The 18,510-nt window shown below is 42.1% G+C and carries 23 protein-coding genes; all 23 read left to right on the top strand.

Annotated features, from left to right (window positions below):
* Window positions 1–19 precede the first annotated feature (19 nt).
* The gene (locus tag H5119_RS02210) at window positions 20–901 is read left to right on the top strand and encodes a GPO family capsid scaffolding protein (protein ID WP_182701038.1); all 882 of its coding nucleotides are present in this window, start codon (window positions 20–22) and stop codon (window positions 899–901) included.
* Window positions 902–944: 43 nt separating this feature from the next.
* On the top strand, window positions 945–1,982 hold the full coding sequence (locus H5119_RS02205; RefSeq protein ID WP_182701037.1) for a phage major capsid protein, P2 family: 1,038 nt from the start codon (window positions 945–947) through the stop codon (window positions 1,980–1,982).
* 85 nt (window positions 1,983–2,067) lie between these two features.
* Window positions 2,068–2,796, top strand: a complete 729-nt coding sequence (gene gpM, locus H5119_RS02200; protein ID WP_182701036.1) for a phage terminase small subunit — start codon at window positions 2,068–2,070, stop codon at window positions 2,794–2,796.
* Window positions 2,797–2,906: 110 nt separating this feature from the next.
* Window positions 2,907–3,344, top strand: a complete 438-nt coding sequence (locus H5119_RS02195) for a head completion/stabilization protein (protein ID WP_182701035.1) — start codon at window positions 2,907–2,909, stop codon at window positions 3,342–3,344.
* On the top strand, window positions 3,341–3,814 hold the full coding sequence (locus H5119_RS02190) for a phage tail protein (protein WP_182701034.1): 474 nt from the start codon (window positions 3,341–3,343) through the stop codon (window positions 3,812–3,814). The genes H5119_RS02195 and H5119_RS02190 overlap by 4 nt, the downstream gene beginning before the upstream one ends.
* Complete coding sequence (locus H5119_RS02185) at window positions 3,807–4,439, top strand: phage virion morphogenesis protein (RefSeq protein ID WP_182701033.1); 633 nt, start codon at window positions 3,807–3,809, stop codon at window positions 4,437–4,439. The genes H5119_RS02190 and H5119_RS02185 overlap by 8 nt, the downstream gene beginning before the upstream one ends.
* Window positions 4,440–4,460: 21 nt before the next feature.
* Window positions 4,461–5,561 (top strand): DUF2586 domain-containing protein, encoded by a 1,101-nt coding sequence (locus H5119_RS02180; RefSeq protein ID WP_182701032.1) that lies wholly within the window; start codon window positions 4,461–4,463, stop codon window positions 5,559–5,561.
* Window positions 5,562–5,569: 8 nt separating this feature from the next.
* The gene (locus tag H5119_RS02175) at window positions 5,570–6,019 is read left to right on the top strand and encodes a phage protein (RefSeq protein WP_182701031.1); all 450 of its coding nucleotides are present in this window, start codon (window positions 5,570–5,572) and stop codon (window positions 6,017–6,019) included.
* Window positions 6,019–6,639 (top strand): hypothetical protein, encoded by a 621-nt coding sequence (locus H5119_RS02170; protein ID WP_182701030.1) that lies wholly within the window; start codon window positions 6,019–6,021, stop codon window positions 6,637–6,639. Before H5119_RS02175 ends, H5119_RS02170 begins: the two co-directional genes overlap by 1 nt.
* A 2-nt stretch (window positions 6,640–6,641) precedes the next feature.
* Window positions 6,642–6,929, top strand: coding sequence for a putative phage tail assembly chaperone (locus H5119_RS02165; RefSeq protein WP_182701029.1), 288 nt, complete (start codon window positions 6,642–6,644; stop codon window positions 6,927–6,929).
* Window positions 6,905–7,093, top strand: coding sequence for a DUF6890 family protein (locus tag H5119_RS20760; RefSeq protein WP_404936392.1), 189 nt, complete (start codon window positions 6,905–6,907; stop codon window positions 7,091–7,093). The genes H5119_RS02165 and H5119_RS20760 overlap by 25 nt, the downstream gene beginning before the upstream one ends.
* A 3-nt stretch (window positions 7,094–7,096) precedes the next feature.
* On the top strand, window positions 7,097–9,259 hold the full coding sequence (locus tag H5119_RS02160; RefSeq protein ID WP_182701028.1) for a phage tail tape measure protein: 2,163 nt from the start codon (window positions 7,097–7,099) through the stop codon (window positions 9,257–9,259).
* Window positions 9,259–9,564, top strand: coding sequence for a DUF2590 family protein (locus H5119_RS02155; protein WP_182701027.1), 306 nt, complete (start codon window positions 9,259–9,261; stop codon window positions 9,562–9,564). Before H5119_RS02160 ends, H5119_RS02155 begins: the two co-directional genes overlap by 1 nt.
* Entirely contained in the window at window positions 9,564–10,715 is a 1,152-nt protein-coding gene (locus tag H5119_RS02150) for a baseplate J/gp47 family protein (RefSeq protein ID WP_182701026.1), read from the top strand. Before H5119_RS02155 ends, H5119_RS02150 begins: the two co-directional genes overlap by 1 nt.
* Window positions 10,708–11,232 carry a phage tail protein gene (locus tag H5119_RS02145; RefSeq protein ID WP_182701025.1) on the top strand — a complete coding sequence of 175 codons (525 nt, stop codon included), beginning with the start codon at window positions 10,708–10,710 and terminating at the stop codon, window positions 11,230–11,232. The genes H5119_RS02150 and H5119_RS02145 overlap by 8 nt, the downstream gene beginning before the upstream one ends.
* Complete coding sequence (locus H5119_RS02140) at window positions 11,229–12,062, top strand: phage tail protein (protein ID WP_182701024.1); 834 nt, start codon at window positions 11,229–11,231, stop codon at window positions 12,060–12,062. Before H5119_RS02145 ends, H5119_RS02140 begins: the two co-directional genes overlap by 4 nt.
* The gene (locus tag H5119_RS02135; protein ID WP_182701023.1) at window positions 12,063–13,349 is read left to right on the top strand and encodes a hypothetical protein; all 1,287 of its coding nucleotides are present in this window, start codon (window positions 12,063–12,065) and stop codon (window positions 13,347–13,349) included.
* Window positions 13,346–13,867 carry a hypothetical protein gene (locus H5119_RS02130; protein WP_182701022.1) on the top strand — a complete coding sequence of 174 codons (522 nt, stop codon included), beginning with the start codon at window positions 13,346–13,348 and terminating at the stop codon, window positions 13,865–13,867. Before H5119_RS02135 ends, H5119_RS02130 begins: the two co-directional genes overlap by 4 nt.
* 139 nt (window positions 13,868–14,006) lie before the next feature.
* The gene (locus H5119_RS02125) at window positions 14,007–14,705 is read left to right on the top strand and encodes a hypothetical protein (RefSeq protein ID WP_182701021.1); all 699 of its coding nucleotides are present in this window, start codon (window positions 14,007–14,009) and stop codon (window positions 14,703–14,705) included.
* Entirely contained in the window at window positions 14,702–15,184 is a 483-nt protein-coding gene (locus H5119_RS02120) for a hypothetical protein (protein ID WP_182701020.1), read from the top strand. Before H5119_RS02125 ends, H5119_RS02120 begins: the two co-directional genes overlap by 4 nt.
* Window positions 15,181–15,876, top strand: coding sequence for a hypothetical protein (locus H5119_RS02115; protein ID WP_182701019.1), 696 nt, complete (start codon window positions 15,181–15,183; stop codon window positions 15,874–15,876). Before H5119_RS02120 ends, H5119_RS02115 begins: the two co-directional genes overlap by 4 nt.
* Complete coding sequence (locus tag H5119_RS02110) at window positions 15,858–16,805, top strand: hypothetical protein (protein WP_182701018.1); 948 nt, start codon at window positions 15,858–15,860, stop codon at window positions 16,803–16,805. The genes H5119_RS02115 and H5119_RS02110 overlap by 19 nt, the downstream gene beginning before the upstream one ends.
* A gap of 156 nt (window positions 16,806–16,961) precedes the next feature.
* Complete coding sequence (locus H5119_RS02105) at window positions 16,962–18,152, top strand: hypothetical protein (protein WP_182701017.1); 1,191 nt, start codon at window positions 16,962–16,964, stop codon at window positions 18,150–18,152.
* Window positions 18,153–18,510 lie beyond the last annotated feature (358 nt).

Genomic DNA, 18,510 nt, shown 5'->3' with positions numbered 1-18,510 from the left:
TATTTAAAAAGGGTTGTTTATGCCAGGTCAACTACGTACTAAACCGTTATCGATTGCCGCTGTAGGTATGACCGTTGACGGCCGCGAAATATCAGAGCAAGACGTAGCCGACATTGTAGAAACCTACAACCCACGTAAATACGGTGCACGTATTAATGTTGATCACGAATTTAACTGGTCGGGCTGGGCCGCTAAAAATCTTCATAACGTAGATATTCCCGGCATGTTGGGCGATGTAGAAAGCGTTGCAGCCTATGAAAACGAAGAGGGCGTTGTGTGCTTATACGCAGTGCTTGCGCCCAATCAAGGGTTTGTTGAGCTAAATAAAGCAGACCAAGCCGTTTATTTTAGTATCGAAATTAGCCGCGATTTTATGGGCACTGGTAAAACCTACCTAACCGGTTTAGCCGTGACCGACTACCCAGCCAGTTGTTATACCGACCGTATCCATTTCAGTAGTAAGAGCAAGCCAGATGACACGGACGTCTCTTTATTAAAAGTTGATTTAGGATCATGTGAGCCTATCGACGCCGCCCCTAAAAAACCCTTTTTTAAACGACTATTCGCAAAGGAAGAATCCGATATGAAACCAGAAGAATTAGCCACCGCATTAAAAGATGCCCTCGGCACACCGCTTAGTGAGTTTGGCCAAAAGCTAGATGGGCTTGCCACAAAGCTTGATTCATTCTCAACCACAAAAGTGGAAGGCGAAGAAACCCCGCCAGTTGATGATGAAAACACTGAATTAGCTCAAGTTAAAGAAGAGCTACTAAAAACAAAAACAGCATTAGGTGAACTTAACGACAAGTTTACCAAAGCGTTAAAAGCACCTGCGGGTGATACCACTGACGCCGACGAAGAGCACGAAGGCGAAGAGGGTAAGTACAATAATTTGTACTAATTGCACTCCACCTAACTCAATTTAGCTAAACGCAGGAAAGAATATGAAAACCAGAACTAGAGAATTATTTGTCGCCATTATGGCTGGCATGGCCGTTAATTACGGCGTTACCTCAATGAGCGAGCAATTCAACGTTGAGCCTACAGTAGAGCAGCATTTATATGATGCGGTCTACGAGTCAGCCGAATTTTTACAGATGATCAACACCGTACCGGTTGATGACCTCGTTGGTCAATCGGTGATCATGAGTGTAGACGGTGGCATAACAGGGCGCGCCGGTGTAGAAACTGACGACACAAAAGAGCGACAAACCCGCGATGTATCAAAGCTCGCTAAGCGTGAATACCGTTGTTATCCCGTTGAATGCGACATTCATATCACATGGGTAAAAATGGATCAGTGGTCTAAGTTCCCTGATTTTCATAATCGCTATCGGAACCACGTACGCCAGGCTATTGCACTCGACATTATTAAAATTGGTTGGAATGGAACACATGTAGCCGATACAACCGATATTACAGCCTACCCAATGATGAACGATGTAAACATTGGTTGGCTTGAGTTAATTCGCCGCGATGCACCAGAGCGTGCCATTAGTGAAGGCGCTACCGAAAACGAAATTCGCATTGGTAAAGGCGGCGATTACGAAAACCTAGACCAAGCGGTACACGATGCATTGCAAGGTATTCCAGAGCACAAACGTGCAAACATGGTGGCTATTATTGGCGACGAGCTTTTAGCGCAAGATAAAAATAAGCTGTACGCCAAGCAAGCACATACCCCAAGTGAAAAAACCAAGATTGAATTGCAACAGGTGATTGATACCTACGGCGGTTTGATGACTTACAAAATCCCGTTTTTCCCCGCTCGCGGTATTTTAGTCACCAGTTTTGACAATTTAAGTCACTACGTGCAAACGGGCTCAACGCGTACCAGTGTAGAAAACAACGCCAAGAAAAAGCGCGTTGAGGACTACCTATCACGCAACGATTGCTACTACGTAGAAGACCTTGAAAAAGTCATGTACTTCGAGTCTACCAGTATCAAGTTACCCAATGCCACTGGCGACGCGTGGGCATAACAGCCTGATTATTTAGCAGCAGTTAGCCGCCTTTTTCCCTAGTTTCGGGGCGGCTTTTTTTAACCAAATTAAAGAGTGTTTTTAAATGAGCTTAGTCAAAAAATCATTAGCAAAAGCAGCAAGCAGCGTACCAACAAGCACTAAACCTAATGCGCCAACGGTGGTGGCAACAGCCACAAACACCCATGCGCCAAGCAACGTTAATAAGCAAACCGAGTACCAGCTTTATGCAGCCGCCATTGAATCTGACTTAGCTCAACTAAAAACATTTACCGACATAGCAGACAAAGCAACATATAAATCAGAAGCATTAGAGCGCCAAGATTATTTAGCTTACATAAATGAATACCGGTTAAGCGGTCAATGCCACCCAAACACAGTTTTAGCATGGGTGTTTATTTGGCTAGTTGACTTAAAACGCTGGGATGCAGTGCTTGAATTATTGCCATTTATGATTGAGCAAAAGCAACCGCTACCCACAGTATTTAATACCAAGCATTGGCCTGCGTTCGTTATCGACCAACTCTACGATGATGCTAATTACTACTTAACAGAATCAAAGCAACAAGGCTTGTTTGATATTAGCTACGTACTGCGCGGCCTGATCAATACCGTAAAAAATCAAGATTGGAACGGCCTTGAAGTCGTGGGCGGTAAATTGTTCGCCATTGCTGCCAAGGTTGATGCAGCCCAGCACAACTATGGTAATGCACTGTTATTTGCAGAGCACGCTCAAGCGATTAACGACAAAGCAGGGGTTAAAGGTTTAGTCGATAAGCTAACGAAACAGTTAAAAGGGATCGTTAGCGAATAACAGCTCCAACGCCAGCGGGCAACTTAGCACGTCGTCAGTATTCGTTATTTGACGCCCCGTGACTAAGTGGCGCCCGCACCTAATTTAACGTGTGTTTTTACAGGTGCAATATGAACTTAAGTGGTATGCCAAAAGCAGATTTAAAAGACGTTGATGTAACCATTGAAGGCAATGGTTATTACCCAGCATTAAGCACCGCGTATTTTATTGAGCACTACGCAATTGCCCAAGAGTACGCCAGCAAAAGTGAGCTGCTTGTTGAAAAGCTGCTTTACGCACAGGCCGAAATTAATCAGGAACTAGCAAGTGCAGTGCTTACTAATGGTACGGCATTAAACGCGCAACACGTCTTGTTTTACAACACCGCGGTTTATAGCAAAGCAAAAGCTAAATTACTCGTATCAAAACTTAGCAGCACACACCGTGAAAACGCCACAGCACAAAGCCAATCAGCGATTGATAACCACGACTATTGGGTAAACGAAAGCATCAACGCACTGCGTTTATTGCAAACCCTAAGCCCTAACTTGTCGGTAGAACTGTTATGAGCCAAAGCAAAATTGAGCAGCTTAAACAGCATTTAGTAAGCGTTGAATACCAAGGCCATAAGCTAGCGCTCAATACCCAATTTGATAGCTGGATAGAAGGCGGGCGCATAGAGCCAAGCAGCAAAACCATTAATGGTAACGGGCTATTAGCTGCGCGGTTTTATTACTCAGGTGTGATCAGCATTAATCCATGCTCAGCACCTGCCGCGCTTATCTGTGCCTTTGCTGGGTTTTGGCTGCAAAACAATGGCGGTAGATATGACAGCACCGACATTGAATTTAGCGCCGATGTTAACGACGACAACAGCAATGAAGTAGAGCTGACTATTAACCAGTTGTGCGAAGACATAGAACTTATTCAAACAGATAACGGCCCCTTTGAATTAAACGGTCAGCGTTACGACTTTGGCGAGCAAAGTTTGTGGATAGCCGAGGAATTTATACTGCAAGGCCAAGTAAGCCGTGCTTAACGTCAAATTTGATGAAGGCCAAAGCAAAGCACAATTAAAGTTTTTACTGCTTACTCCAAATAAGCGCCGCAACATTTTACGTGGTGCCATACGCGGGGCAAATAAAAGTAGTAAAGAGCGCATTACCAGGCAAACAGATTTAACAGGCAAAACATGGCAAGGCCGCGCAAACGGTAAGAAAAAGAAAATGCTTACCAAGCTAAAACGCAATATGAAAGTGCGCTACGGCGCAGATAGCGCAGGTGTTTATTTTAGTGGTGGCAATAGCGGAAAAATAGCCCGAGCTCATCAAGAAGGTGTAAGTCTCGATGCTGGCAAACCAAAAAATAAAGCCGCACAAAATAAAGAAGGGCCCGCTACGCGCAATTTAGCCCGGGCATTAATAGCCGAGGGTTACACAATTCCGCGCGGCAAAGGCAAGGGCAGTAAACGCCCCAGCATTAAATGGATAACTGAGCATTTAAGCATTAACCAAGCAGGGTTTTTACTGCGCGATTTAAAGGGCAGCTCAAGCAAGAGCGCGTGGCAAATTGACTTGCCAGCCCGCTCATTTTTAGGGCAAACCGTTAGCGAGCAAAAACAGCAGCAAAGTTTTATTTTAAACAAGGCTATGCACGTGGCGTAGCGCAAAGCAAAAGGAACGATCATGGCACAAGGTAAAGTAACCGTTGCCGCCATACAAACAGGCAGCGGCGCTACAAAACAGGTAGAACGCAGCGTGTTGTTTATCGGTCAAGCGAGCGAGAACAATGGCAAAATTTTATCTATTAATGCACAAAGCGATTTTGATGTTGAGTTTGGCGCTGCCGACTCGCCATTAAAAACGCAAGTGAAAGCATGGCAACGCAACGGCGACGATTTAGTAAGTGGTTATGCAATCCCGCATAGCGCAGGCGACAACGTAATGGCCTTGATTGATAAAGCTATGGACCAAGACGTAAGCCCTGAAATTATTGTTATTTGTACGCCGGTTACAGGCAAAGCCGAGATTGAAAGTTATCAAGCAAAAGCGCTTGAAATTCTATCAAGCCTTGCGCGTCGTGTTCGCATTTTAATAGCTGCCCCAGGTTTAACAGCTGAGCAAAACTGGCCTGATTTAGTGACTTCATTGCAACCGTTAACCGATGGCGTAGTAGGCGATCGTGTGGCTGTTATCCCGCTTTTATTCGGTGACGAACTTGGCGCGGTAACAGGGCGTTTATGTAAACGCTCAGTGACGATTGCAGACAGCCCAATGCGTGTACTTACCGGTGCAATGTCACTCATGCCATTACCCAATGATGCCGCCGGCAATCCGCTTACCAATTCAACTACAGCCGCGCTGGATGCACTGCGTTTTAGTTGCACTCAGTTTTATGCTGATTTTGATGGAACGTATTTTGGCGATGTAAACATGCTGGATGCTGAAGGCGGCGACTTTCAGCAAATAGAATTTGGTCGCATTGTTGATATGGCAGCACGCGCCGTGCGCATTATTGGTATTCAGCACGTTAAAAACCGCCGTCTTAATAACAGCACGAGTGGTACTGAATTTGGTAAGCGTGTGATGGGTAAACCCCTGCGCGAAATGGCACGCTCTATTAATATTGGTCCCGACAAGTTCCCTGGTTTAATTGATCCACCAAAAGACGACAGCATCAGCATTACGTGGCTTAACAAAAAGACCATTCAAGTCATGCTTAAAGTTAAACCCATTGACTCACCTAGCACCATTATCGTGGGCATCATGTTAGATAACGAAGAGTAGGAGCGAGAATGCAAAAAGTATTAGGCGGTAAAGACTTCGACATATTCATTGGTGATTCAATGGTGCATGTAATTGAAGCAGCGGTAAAAATCACTGATGGCCGTGTAGCAAAAATGGTACGTGGCATTCCTAAAGGCTTTGTTGATGGCCCTGTATCGGGTGAAGTCACGCTAAAACTCGACCATGAAAATTGGTTAATAGTGCAGGCGCAAGCTGAAAAAGCAGGTAGCTGGAAAGGCATTGAGCCATTCGATGTGGCGTTTAATGCCGAAGTAACCGCTGGCAAAAAGAACATCGAAGCGTTTGGTTGTCTACCTCAACTAGAGGATTTACTCAACATTAAAGCCGAAGGCGGGGAAGAAGATATCACATCAATTAAGTGCCCAATCACCAGCCCTGATTTTGTAAAAATCAACGGTGTACCGTATCTAACTGACGATGAAGTGAGAGATTTGTAATGACTAAAGCCATTAGTAAGCTCACTGCAACCGTATTACTAAGTACCCTGCAAGCTTGTGGACATACCGTATTTGAAGGGGAACTTAACCTAAATATTATAGGTATTCGTCATGCAAATACCCGTGCTAACACGTTTAACGATGTTATTTGTGTGTTGTATCAGCAAAAGGGCGAGTGGCAATTAAAGCAGTTTAAAGCCACCACAGATGCAGGCCATTATTGGCGTAAACACCCAATGAACATAGATGGCACGGCAGTACTTATTGCAGGGCAGCATAAAAGTTTATGGACGCTGGGTTATCACCAGGGCAAGTACCGCGCCCTTGTTCAACATAAACCCGTTGTCGTACTGCGTGACAACAACAAAGACACCGAGTTAGACACTGACGTCACACCAGAGGCTCAACTACAGCAAGGTTATTTTGGTATTAATTGCCACCGTGCAAACAGTCAAACCATATCAACCCAAGTTGATAAATGGTCTGCCGGTTGCCAAGTGTTTGCAAGCCCGAATGACTTTGATGAGTTTATTGCTTTGTGTGAGCAATCCGCTGCCAAGTATGGCCCTTATTTTACATACACCTTGCTAGAGCAAGCCGACATTAAAGAGAGTAATTGATCATGGCGTTTGAGAAAAATATCACCATTGAAACACCGGTAGGCGAAATCACATTTAACGTAAATGGCGCCGACTACAACAAATACATTAATTCGAATCAGCCTAACAACAAAGTGCAGCCAGCCACTAACTTTGCTTTGAATACCGTTGTTGAAGCAGATGCTAAAAAGTTAAAAGAGCTGGTGCAACAACCAGGCGCAGCTTTGTTTTTAGCCGCTGCGATTGTTGAAGAATATCAGCCTGAGTTTAATTTTACGGTAAAGAAATCGAAAGCCGAGCCAAGCAAATAAGCAAAAGCCGGCTGGATCAGTTACTGGCGTACCACGTTAAATATTTTAGCAACCTGCCAGTAACCGACGAGAGCTTAGCCCAAGCGCTTTACCTTGAAACCCAACAGCAAGAAAACTTAGCAATAGCGGTAAACAATGGCATATGCCAAGCACTCAGCGAGTAATGAATGGCGACACTCAGTAAATTAGACAAACTTACTTATTCAATCGGTATCATTGACAAAGTCACTGGGCCAGTTAATAAAGTCATGGCTAAAATTAATCAGCTAAGTCAGCAAACAGCCGCTGCGCAAGACCAAATGATGCGCGGTGCAGCAACGGCTGTTGGCGGTGGTTATGCCCTGGCAAAATCATTAGCGCCCGCTATTGATCATGTTGCTGCGTTGGGAGAAGTTCAATCGCTTGGCGTTGCCGACGACGCACTACAACAGCTTACTAAAACATCTTATAAATTTGGTTTTGAATTTGGCGGTAACTCGGCCGAGTTTGTGCGCAGTGCTTACGATATTCAATCAGCCATTGCGGGGCTCAGTGGGTTTGAGTTATCTGAGTTTACCAAGTCCTCAAATATACTTGCTGTAGCAACCAAAGCCGATGCCGGCACTATCACCAGCTATATGGGCACCATGTATGGCATCTTTGAAAAAACCGCCAATAAAATGGGTAAGTCTAATTGGGTAAACCAAATAGCAGGGCAAACGGCTACCGCAGTACAACTATACAAAACCACTGGTGCAGAAATGCAAGCCGCGTTTTCAAATCTGAGCAATACAGCGACTAGTGTGGGATTAAGTTCAGCGCAGCAATTTGCAATGGTCGGGCAGTTACAATTGGTTGCTAAATCGGGCTCTGTTGCGGGTACTCAAGCTGAGAAGTTTATCCAAGGTATTGGCAAAGCTGAAAAAGTATTAGGGCTTAAATTGACCACCGATAACGGCGACATGCTCGCCGTTGACGCTGTGTTAGATAAAATTAACAGCAAAATATCGTCGTTAGGCTCTGTTGATAAACTCGGTGTACTTACTGAAATATTTGGGGCACAAGGTGCTAAAGCGGTAAACGTTCTTAGTGAAAAGGTACAAGGTCTTAATGCAGATATTACAAAGTTTGAAAACGTACAAGACAGTTCCAAAGCAATCGAAATGGCAAAAATTATTGCAAGCCCGTGGGATAGATTAGGTGGCTCGTTTAATGCGGCGGCAACAGCAATGGGCAGTCGATTATTACCCGTTGTTGAACCGTTCGTTGAATTACTGGCTGCAGGCTTTGCGGGCATTGTGTCGTTAACTGAGCGCTTTCCTATTTTATCCAGTGTTATTGCAACACTTGTAGTGGGCATTGTGGCGCTTATCTCTATTTATGGCGTGGTCATGTTTACGATGGGCCTATACAAAATGGCGCTGGTAACAAGTGGTGCGCTCACGATGGGTTTAACAGTTATAACTAAATTATGGCAAGGCGCACTCATCGCATTACGTGTGTTGGGCTTTTTGTCATTGATTGCCACCGTTGGTGCAGCTGCAATTGCCTTTGGTGCCTTTAAAGGCGTTATGCTCGCAGGCCAAGCCGCCACGTGGTTATTTAATACCGCATTATTGGCTAACCCAATCACCTGGATTGTATTAGGTGTTATGGCATTAGTTGCTGCAGTAGGGGCACTTATTTATTTTTGGGATGATTTAGTCGCTGCGTTTCAAAACACCGCATGGGGTAACGCGCTCATGCAAATCTTTGCAGGCGTAAAAGCCGCGTTTAATAGCGTGATTGATAGCGTTAAATGGGTGCTTGAAAAGCTGGGTTTAATTGACGACACCGAAGCAAAAATAAAAACAGAAGCGCTTACAACTCACGAAAATATTAATCGTGCGCAGCCTAAAAATTTAGTGATGCAAAATGCAGATCAGGCATTTAGCCGCGACTATGGCCAAAGCGTTATCAACAAAGCCGCACAAGAGCCAATCAGTTCAACTAATGATTTTACTAACGCTGCAAACTCGCCTGTATTTAGTCGCACACAAACGCAACTCACCAGTATTAATACGAGTACAGGGCAATCAAATGCATTACCTGCGGCTAAAACAGATCAGGCAATTACCAACTTAGCGAATACCAGTGCCTACAAAGTAGAGCAGCTAAGCACCGAACAGCAACAACAAAGCAGCTATAAACCAAAAGTACAAAAGTCAGCTTACTTACAAAGCTTAACCAACAACAGTAATACACAAAATAGTAATCGCGATCATAGCAAGCGCGTGTATATCGACAACTTAACCGTTAAGTCAGACGACCCAATAAACAGTATTGAACAACTGATGGAGTTAGCAGGCTAATGGCAACGATAAATATTGATTTAAACATCATAGATAACGACATAGCGCTTGATGGCTTTGCAGTGCCAAGCCAGTTAACCAATAGTGACGTGATTGCACAAGACGTAAAGCACCGCATTATCGAAAGCCGAAAACTCACTGAACTTATTGGTCTGCGCAATAAAAACATTGTTGCAAAAGTACTTACCGAAATAGAACTGATCGTTGAACAAGACGAACGATTAATACCCGGTACCATAAAAGTAACTAAGCAGCTAACGGGTGAAATAAGCGTAACGGCCCACACCATTGAAGGGGCAATTTAATGGACTACACCCATATTTTTAAGCAAGAACTAACCAATGCTGGCATCCCTGTAACCAATGATGAACTGCGAGCGCTTTGGCAAAAGCATGTAGACCAGGGCGAATTTACGGTAAGTAATACGAGTACGTTTAGCCCGTTTTTTCGTTTGCAAAAATCAATCATGGTTGAACCGGCAGAGCAGCTTATCAATAGCTTAATTACTCACGTAATGCCTAACTCGTTTGTGATGCTTGCAGGCGGTGAATGGCTCAAGCAACACGGCGAGTCACGTAAAACACCAAAGCTACCTGCAGTTAAGGCGCAAGGGGTTGTTGAATTTACTCGAACGGATATTGATACTGAGCTTGTTATACCTTCAGGTACAGTCGTTGAGAGCTTACCAATAAACGGCCAAGTGTATCGGGTGTTCACCTTATACGACCAAGTTTTTGCAATGGATGAAGCAACGCACAATGTGCCTGTACAAGCAGAGCAAACAGGACAAAGCTACAATTTAGCCGCCGGCTATTATGTGCGTGTTATTTCAGATATTGAAAACCTAACCGCTACAAATAATACCGATTGGCTGACCACTGCAGGGCAAGATATTGAAACCGACGATAACTACCGTTTGCGTATACGTGATGCGTTTTCGTCATTAGGGAGTTATCACGTTGATGCTGTATATCGCTCTATTATTTCGGCCTTTACGGGCATATCAGTCGACAACATTGTATTTGAAAAAAACGCACCACGGGGACCGGGCAGTGCCAACGCCTATGTATTTTTAAATGTAGGTGACATTAGCCCAGCGTTACTCAACCAAATTAATAATTATATTGCGGCGGGAAATCATGGCAGCGGCGACGACTTACAAGTATTTGCTATTAATAAACAGCCATTTGATATAGCGGCTAACTACCAACAGCACCCAAATACCCAAAATCGCAGTGCCGATATTGAGCAATTTATACGTGCCGCATTTAGACAAAATGCAGCTTATAAAAGCGTAACTAAATGCGCGCCTAACGAGCTGTTTAGCTTTAGCCAATTAGCCACCGAGTTACACACACAATTTAGCGAACTTAAAACAATTCGTTTTGAAAACGACGATATTAACTGCGAACTGTGGTTGCCGGCTATTAGCAGTATGGTGCTAAACAATGAGTAATAACTTAGCGCCCGAACTACCTATTTGGCTTACAGAGAAAAATGCAACAGCGCTTGCAAGCGTTGCCCAAAGCTATTGGCAAGAAATAGAAAGCTATTTGTTTTGGTGGTTAGCACAGCAGCACAGCGAGAATGCACAAACCGCTATTCTAGATTTACTGGCATGGGAGCGCAGCATTAACCGCCTGCCAGGTGAAAGCTTAGAGCTTTATGGTATGCGAGTAAAACACGCGTTCGCAAATGCAACCGATGCGGGTTCAAACGTGGGGATGGAGCAAATATTTAAACGCCTGGGCTGGGGCTTTATTCAAGTTAACGAACGCGTGCCCGGCTTTGATTGGGACATGGTAGAAATTGCCATGCTAGAAGATCAGTTCAGCGGTAAAGAGCCGTTAATAAGCGAAATAATTAAACAGTACGGTCGTACGTGTCGCCGTTATTACTTAACCGCATTAACAGCAGTAACCACTACACATGCCAGTGGTCTAATTGAATTTGATAAAGAGGTGATAGGGTGAGCCAATTACAAATAACTAACGCGGGGTTAGATTATCGCAACGCCGTATTTGCAGGGGATGAAGTACAAAACATCACACATTTTGTGTTTGCCAACATTAGCGGGCAAGACGAAAACGCACCGATTGATCCTAACACTGTGATACCCGCAAATATTGTGCATAGCCAGCCGGTTAAAGCGGTATCAAAAGTAGATGGTAACGCCATTGTTATAAGCGCGGTGCTGGGCTATGACATTGGTGATTTTGAATATAACTGGTACGGCGTAGTGGCAACCAAAGCAAACAACGAGCAAGTACTTATTGCGGTAGTAACCACCGCGATACAAACCAAAACTAAAACACGCGATATTGTTGTGGGTAACTACAGCGTAAAAAGTGTGGTTTGGCGCAGCCAAAACGTTGCCGATGATTTAAGTATTACGCTGAGCGCGTTGCCGTGGCAAGTGCAAGACGGCGAGTTTGTAAGCGCCGCTGATTTTGATGTGCATACGCATGATCAGTACCTGCAAAAAACCGAGTTTAATGCGCTATTAGAGTTTGTTACCCAACCAACAATAACGTTGTTTAATCGCCATAACATTATTGATAGCAACCAATATTTAGCGTCGCTTATAGGAGTTGATGAATTACCACTCAAAGGTAACGAATGGTTCTCAGTGCGCGCAAGTAACGGCGAGCCAGTTATAAAACAGGCTAATGCTGATGAATCAACAGCTAAGTTTAAGCGCTTGGCCGATGGCGCAATTGATACCCAAGTAACTATAGTGGCAGATGATAAAAACGAGCGTGTATTTGTGTATAACGCAGTTGAAAATGTATGGGAGTTTTAAATGGATAGCTTAGTTCGTCAGTCAAATGAAGAAATAGGTAATATAGTTTTCACAGTCAATACAAAAACTGTAGATGGTAATAGCTTATTGCCTTGTGATGGGTCGAAGTACTTAACGAAAGACTATCCCGTCTTATCTAGTGTTATAGATGATAAATATAAAGAAGTTGGTATCGAAGGAATTGAAAAAAACGCCATAGATTGGTCTGATTATATTAATGCTAATACGACAGTTAAAGTGATTGGTTCAAATATTTATATCTTTGTTTCTACAAGTTCAACAATAGGCTTAATTACTTCAAACGATTCGGGTAATAGCTTTTCTGAGTTAGTGCCTTTCAATAACCTATTAGCTAGCAGCAATGCACCTCTAGGTAGTGAAATAAAGTGTAATGATGCCGCTGATATATTGCTTGTTTGTAAAGGTTGGTATTCGTTCGTGTCGAAAGACCGAGGAATTACTTGGGAAGAGGAAAATCACTACTCTGGCGGTGTTAGTTCTTATTCTGAAATCGAGCATTACGATGTGTCCCCAAGCGGACAGAATATGCTTATACAATCAAAAAGTTATAATACAAATGTGTTTCACATGCGCTCATATGACGGCGGTAAACTTTGGCAGAATGATATTACTGTTGACAATGTGTTCAGTCGTGGGAGTCTTAGCAGTAGGTTTGGCTTTACTGGCGAATCAACATTACTTGTTGAGTCAGGTGTAAATAGCGAAGGAACAGTTGTTAAAGTAGATTTTCACACGCTTAATTCAAGCGCTTCATTAGAGGGGTATCTTAGTGGCGGGCATTATAACCTTAAAACGAAACCAGAAGGAGCAATATATCACTTAGGGCATTTTACAAGTTCTAATTCTAATCATGATTCAGACCGTTTTTACTTTACGACTAACGGTGTGGATTGGAAATTACTGCCCCGCTTGCTTTCTGGGGGTAGGATTTGGAGTAGTTATAACCTTCACCTTTTTGGGACGCTATACGATTTTTCAGTATCTAGTGATAATTTTTTATACGTGTGTACAGAAAGCGGGGTTTTTAGGGTAAGTCTTAATGACGACGCTGATAACTGGGTTAAGGTGTATGACGGAGGTGGTACAGGTCTACCTATAAACGGAATAGCTAAAGCAGGCTTAATTGGCGGAGACGTTGGCATATTTTCACACGATGGTTTGATTTATAACTTTGCAAATAAGATAAGTGAATTTGAGTTTTTTACACCATCTTTAGCAGATGATGCCTTTGCTGATTTTAGTAAGATAGTAGGTGATAAAATATGAACATGTATTTATTTGACAGTGAAGGTGTGTTTCTAAGAGTTCATAAATATATAAAAGGGGCATCAATACCAACAGAGTTTTACACACTAAAAGCTCCACCGACATCAAATTACGATGAAATTTGTATATTCAAAGAAGGAAGCTGGGCTGTTCAACGCATCGCAGCACCACCAGAAATTAAAGAGCTAACAAACGTAAGCGTAACTGGTGAGCACGTAACGCTTGGCGCAGGTGGCATTTGGTGGCTACCGATTAATGAGGGTTTTACGCTTACTGCTAACGCTCAGCTACAAGATATGGAAATGATGATAATTATTGAACGAGTTGTTAGCAACAATGTAATAGACGATTTACGCGCTAAAGCAAGTATTGTTGACGGCTTAATTACAATCAATTCAAAGTTTACGCAATCGGGTAATTATCAAATTACAAGTGAGCGTTTAAACGCAGGGCTTGAAGCCGTTGATGCACCATTTCGTTTAGTGTTCGATAACGTAGAGTTTGACGCTTATGTTTAGCATTAAACTTAATTTTATAAGCGCAGGTAAAGCGCGGCTATTAGAGCCATTAAAAACCCAATTTGGTGAAGTGCATAGTGGTTTTTTGTATGGGCTTACGCTCAGTACAAAGTACTGATAATAGGGTGAGCGCTATAGCATGCAAATATCACATTCATTTAATACCCAAAGTAGGGAAGCACTTAACGCGGCGTGTACGCAAGTAAATATTATTGCACTTAATAGCTACCAAACACCCAGTTTAATAACAGCCGCAGCGGGTAGCACATTACTAGCAACAGCTATAAACGACGCGACACGCCAACAACGGCCAAGTGCATTTAATGCAGTAATACTCAGTTGCAGTGCAAGCTCCCCCGCACAACTTGCCAATAAATTAGCCGAGTTTAACCAACATTGCCCCTTAGCAGTATTTACCCATGCGGCCGATCATGCATTGAGTTTATCAACACTCGATACAGACAAAATGCGCTTACCCACTATCGAGCAATCAATAGAGTGGCAACAAATAAGTAATTGCTGTGCACTGCCGGCACTTGCTAATGCTTTTAGCGATAAAAGTTTAGCGTTAGTTAATGACGAAGGTGCAAACCTAATTACAGATATTGATACAGCCTTGGCACTTACGGCGCAATTAAAAGCAAAGCGGGATCAGCGTTTAACTAACTCGCTATTTTTAACCTGTGACAACTTAACAGTAACGAACAGTAATGCACAAAGTGCTAGGGGTCTTGCACAGCAAATAGAGACACTGGGTAATAACGACAAGCATTGGGCTTACTGTGTATTTGTAGGCAGTAGCGAAAATATAAAAACGATTAAAGAGCTATTCGCATGATCACACTTAATGGCTGGCAAGTACCAGGCTACGAAACGCGTATAAATTGTGGCATAAAATTACCCAGCGACGACTTAAGCGGCTTGGGCTCATTTACATTATCAAACGATAAGGGCATTAAGCCAGGCGTTGTTTCAATCACCACCAAAATACCGTTTGTTAATGCCAGCGAATTGGCCGAGCTTGTGAGCAATGCAAAGCATGTGGATGAAAACGGCGCGCGTTTAATATTTACCATTAACAGCGACGTGACCGAGGCATATAAAATACGTAAAGCCAAATTCTATGGGGGAATAAATACCACTGAACTAGAAGACGTTAAAGCCTGGCAAGTAACATTTAAATTACTAGAAGTACTTTCTACTGCAGAGCGTAATCAGCAGCAAATTGATGGCAAAGCAAAAGAGAATAGCCAAACCCAAGCGGTAGACGGTCATGCCACAGTACAAAACGCATTTGATAAAAGCGAAGGGCCATGAGCAGCAGCCGGCTAATTAAAACCCTCACTATTGGTGGCGAATCGGTCATTAATTTAGTGAGCGATAATATTCAACTCGACTTGTACAGTACAGGCCGTGCAAGTTTTGTTGTAGTTGTAGAGCAAGAGCCACAAGGTTTAGTTGAGTTACACATAGGCTACGCCATTGACAACATGCAACCGTATTTTTTAGGTGTAATTGAAGCAAAGCACCAAAGCAATGGCCGCTGGTTTTTAACCTGTCGTGAATTGATTGGCGCATTATCGTTCCCTCATAATTTTGCAATACGCCACGCCACATTAGCTAACGTGTGCGATGCACTTAGCACCATCGGTATTGAATTTATTTACCCCGACGCTAGCTACACACATACACCCGTGCCCGCGTTTTATCACCAAGGCACTGGCATTGAAGCACTGCGCCAGTGCGAGCATGTATTTAGTATTCCTGGTTTTATATTTCAGCAACGCCCCGACGGTAAAGTATACGTTGGCAGTTGGCACGACTCACGTTGGCCGCAAAGCGAGATAACCGACTTTGAAGAACACCCAATAAAAGTAACCGGCGCAAATACAGGCTCGATAGTAGCAACCCCCAAACTAAGACCAGGTATAAAATTAAATAACCGCTTCATAACCGAAGTAACACTTAGTGAAAACAAACAGGTGATCAGATGGTCAAAAACGCTATAAAGCGCTTAGTGTTGCGCTACTTTCCAGAGCTAGGCCAACGCAAACACTTACCACAACTCGCGCGTATTGAACGCATTTACGATATACCCGCGACCACAACAATTAGCAGTGCCTTTAGGCCACTAAAAGCCGCTGACGTACAACTATTAAACCCGCTCACAGGCGAGCCATTAGCTGTGCCTATATTTCAGCAAGTAACACTCGGCACAGGCCAAGCGCCCGATCACGGATTACTAAACGAGCCAATGCCAGGCATGCAGTGTTTAATACAGTACATCGATGGCCTAAACAGCCACCCCGTGATCACCAGCTTATTACCTTGGCAAAGCTTAGTGCCAGAACACAAACGTACCGACGTAACACTTCAACAAAACAGCCGCAGCAAACTACAAGGCCGCGACGGCAACTGGCATATAAAAACCGACGGCGACATAACCCAATCAAGCGATAGTAGTAAAATAAAAACGCGCAACCGCGAAGAAATTTACCATCAACGCACCTGCAGCATAGCCACGCACGACATTGCAAAAATAGACGGCAACCAAATAACCGAAGTCATGGGCGCCCTAAAAACAGTAGTCGGTGAAAAAGCCTTAATCGTTGCACTTGAAGGGTTATTGCTAGGCAGTAAAAAACAGGTAGATGTTGAAGCCACCGAAAACATGAACCTAACCACACTCAAAACCTTACACGCCAAAGCCACCAAACTGGCAAAGATAGAAGGTAAAACAGTGTGGTTGGGTGACAGCTCAGTAAACGTAGCGCAAGTACTGCTTGATTTAATAAGCCTGGTCGAGCAAATGAACCAGACTTTATCAACGCATACGCATAATTCACCACTACCAACACCAACAGAAAAGACCGATTTTGTTGGTTATAAAGCTGAAGCTAAAGGTTTAAATAGTAAGCTAGAACCGATAGTTGAGTAGTTGTATTAGTTTTAAATAGATTTTACATTTTTAATTCATAGGCTTACATTATAATCGGGCGAAGTATCAGTGAGCAAATATGGAGCACATTTTATCCTTAATATCTTTGCCTCTTGACTGGATGTAATGCTCTATTAAACTTTAAAAGGTAAAAAGATGGATAATACCCGTAATAAATTAACGATGTTAGCTAATAGGTATAAAAGATTACTATCCAAAAAATACAATCATATATGTTTAACTAATGGCTGTAACGAACAAGCGATTCTATCTCACTCGATATCAAAATCTACATTGAAAAAAATAAGTGAAGATCAGCATGTAATAAGTCCAATTTTTAACTTGGGTGTAAATAAAAGTTACATGTCTAATGCTATTGTTAGCGAAAAAAATGTAGGATTTAAAAAAATTGGAATAAATAAAGCTAGCGCGTATAAAGTTTTTTGTAGCAAATGTGATAATTCTATTTTCGCTAATTTAGATAATAATGGAATACTTTCATATAGAGAACTTTTTCTACAGCTTTATCGATCTGTATGTACGAAGAAATTTCAAAATGACGTTGTGAAAAAATCAGAGATAGACATATTAAACTATGAATTTAATTCCAATACTGAGTTTGAGTTGAGTTCAGAGCTTTCAATAGATAACTTGATATTACTTTCTGAAGATCTATTGATTGATTTTCCTGATTTTGATCAAAAAATTGAAGTTCCACCTGGTCACACGATGGTGAGTGAAGCGTATTCCGATAATGTCGATTTAAGAGTTTCTTTTATTCATAAAAAATTACCCCAATACTTTAACTTTTCACTTCAAAACTGTGTACATTTAACTTTGGATGGCGAAAATCATTATTGTATATTTATATTAATCCCACATTCTGATCACTCAAGTTTAACAATTTTTTGTCATAAAAATGCAAAAGAACAATTCCTCTATTATATGAGAGATGAATTTAAAACTTTAAATTTACTGGAATCTATTTTAATGCTTGATTCTGAATTTTATTTACCACCATCAGTGTTGTCTGAATGGAGCGAGGAGAAAAAGAACTTAATTGAGACTGATTACTATTTCGTTAATGAAAGGAAATTTTTACAAGAGTATGAAGTTTCAATATTTGATGATTTGAGAAAAATTGTGTGTGAAAAGTTTAATGGTGAATCAGGAATATATACAAATGATGAGAAATCAACTCTTTTGAATAAAGAGTATCAGAAATTGTATAACTTGCCTGAACGTCCATCATTTAGAGATAGGATTAAGGACATTGAGATTTACAATAGGGAACAAAGAATTAAAAAATTTGATTTATCCAAGAAAAAAACACAACAAAACGTTTAAGCGTACATTAAATTGCTCACAACTTTTACAAGAAAAAGGGAGAAATAGCTTTTAATTTCACAGGGGATTACCAGGGTAACTACGTTAAAAATTCCTAATATAGAATGAATAAATACGAAGTTTACGTTGTTATTGATACGATTTTATTACTTAAAAATAGAACGCTTAATTAATAAAAATGGAATTACTCACTTAATAATGACCAAACTTATTATGTAACTCATGCTGTAATAATTGAGTATAAACTTGCCATAAAAATACTTAAATTAAGTTGAACTGTAACTTGAGGCACTTCATCAATTGATTAGCTATTTCCAGAGTGATTATTTAAGGAGGAGTAAGTAATAGTGTGTATATA

Origin of the sequence: Pseudoalteromonas sp. SG45-5 (genome assembly GCF_014164085.1) — a bacterium.
Lineage (GTDB): Bacteria > Pseudomonadota > Gammaproteobacteria > Enterobacterales > Alteromonadaceae > Pseudoalteromonas > Pseudoalteromonas aliena.
Note: the sequence above shows the minus strand (reverse complement) of the source record. Positions and strands in the feature narration are given on the sequence as shown.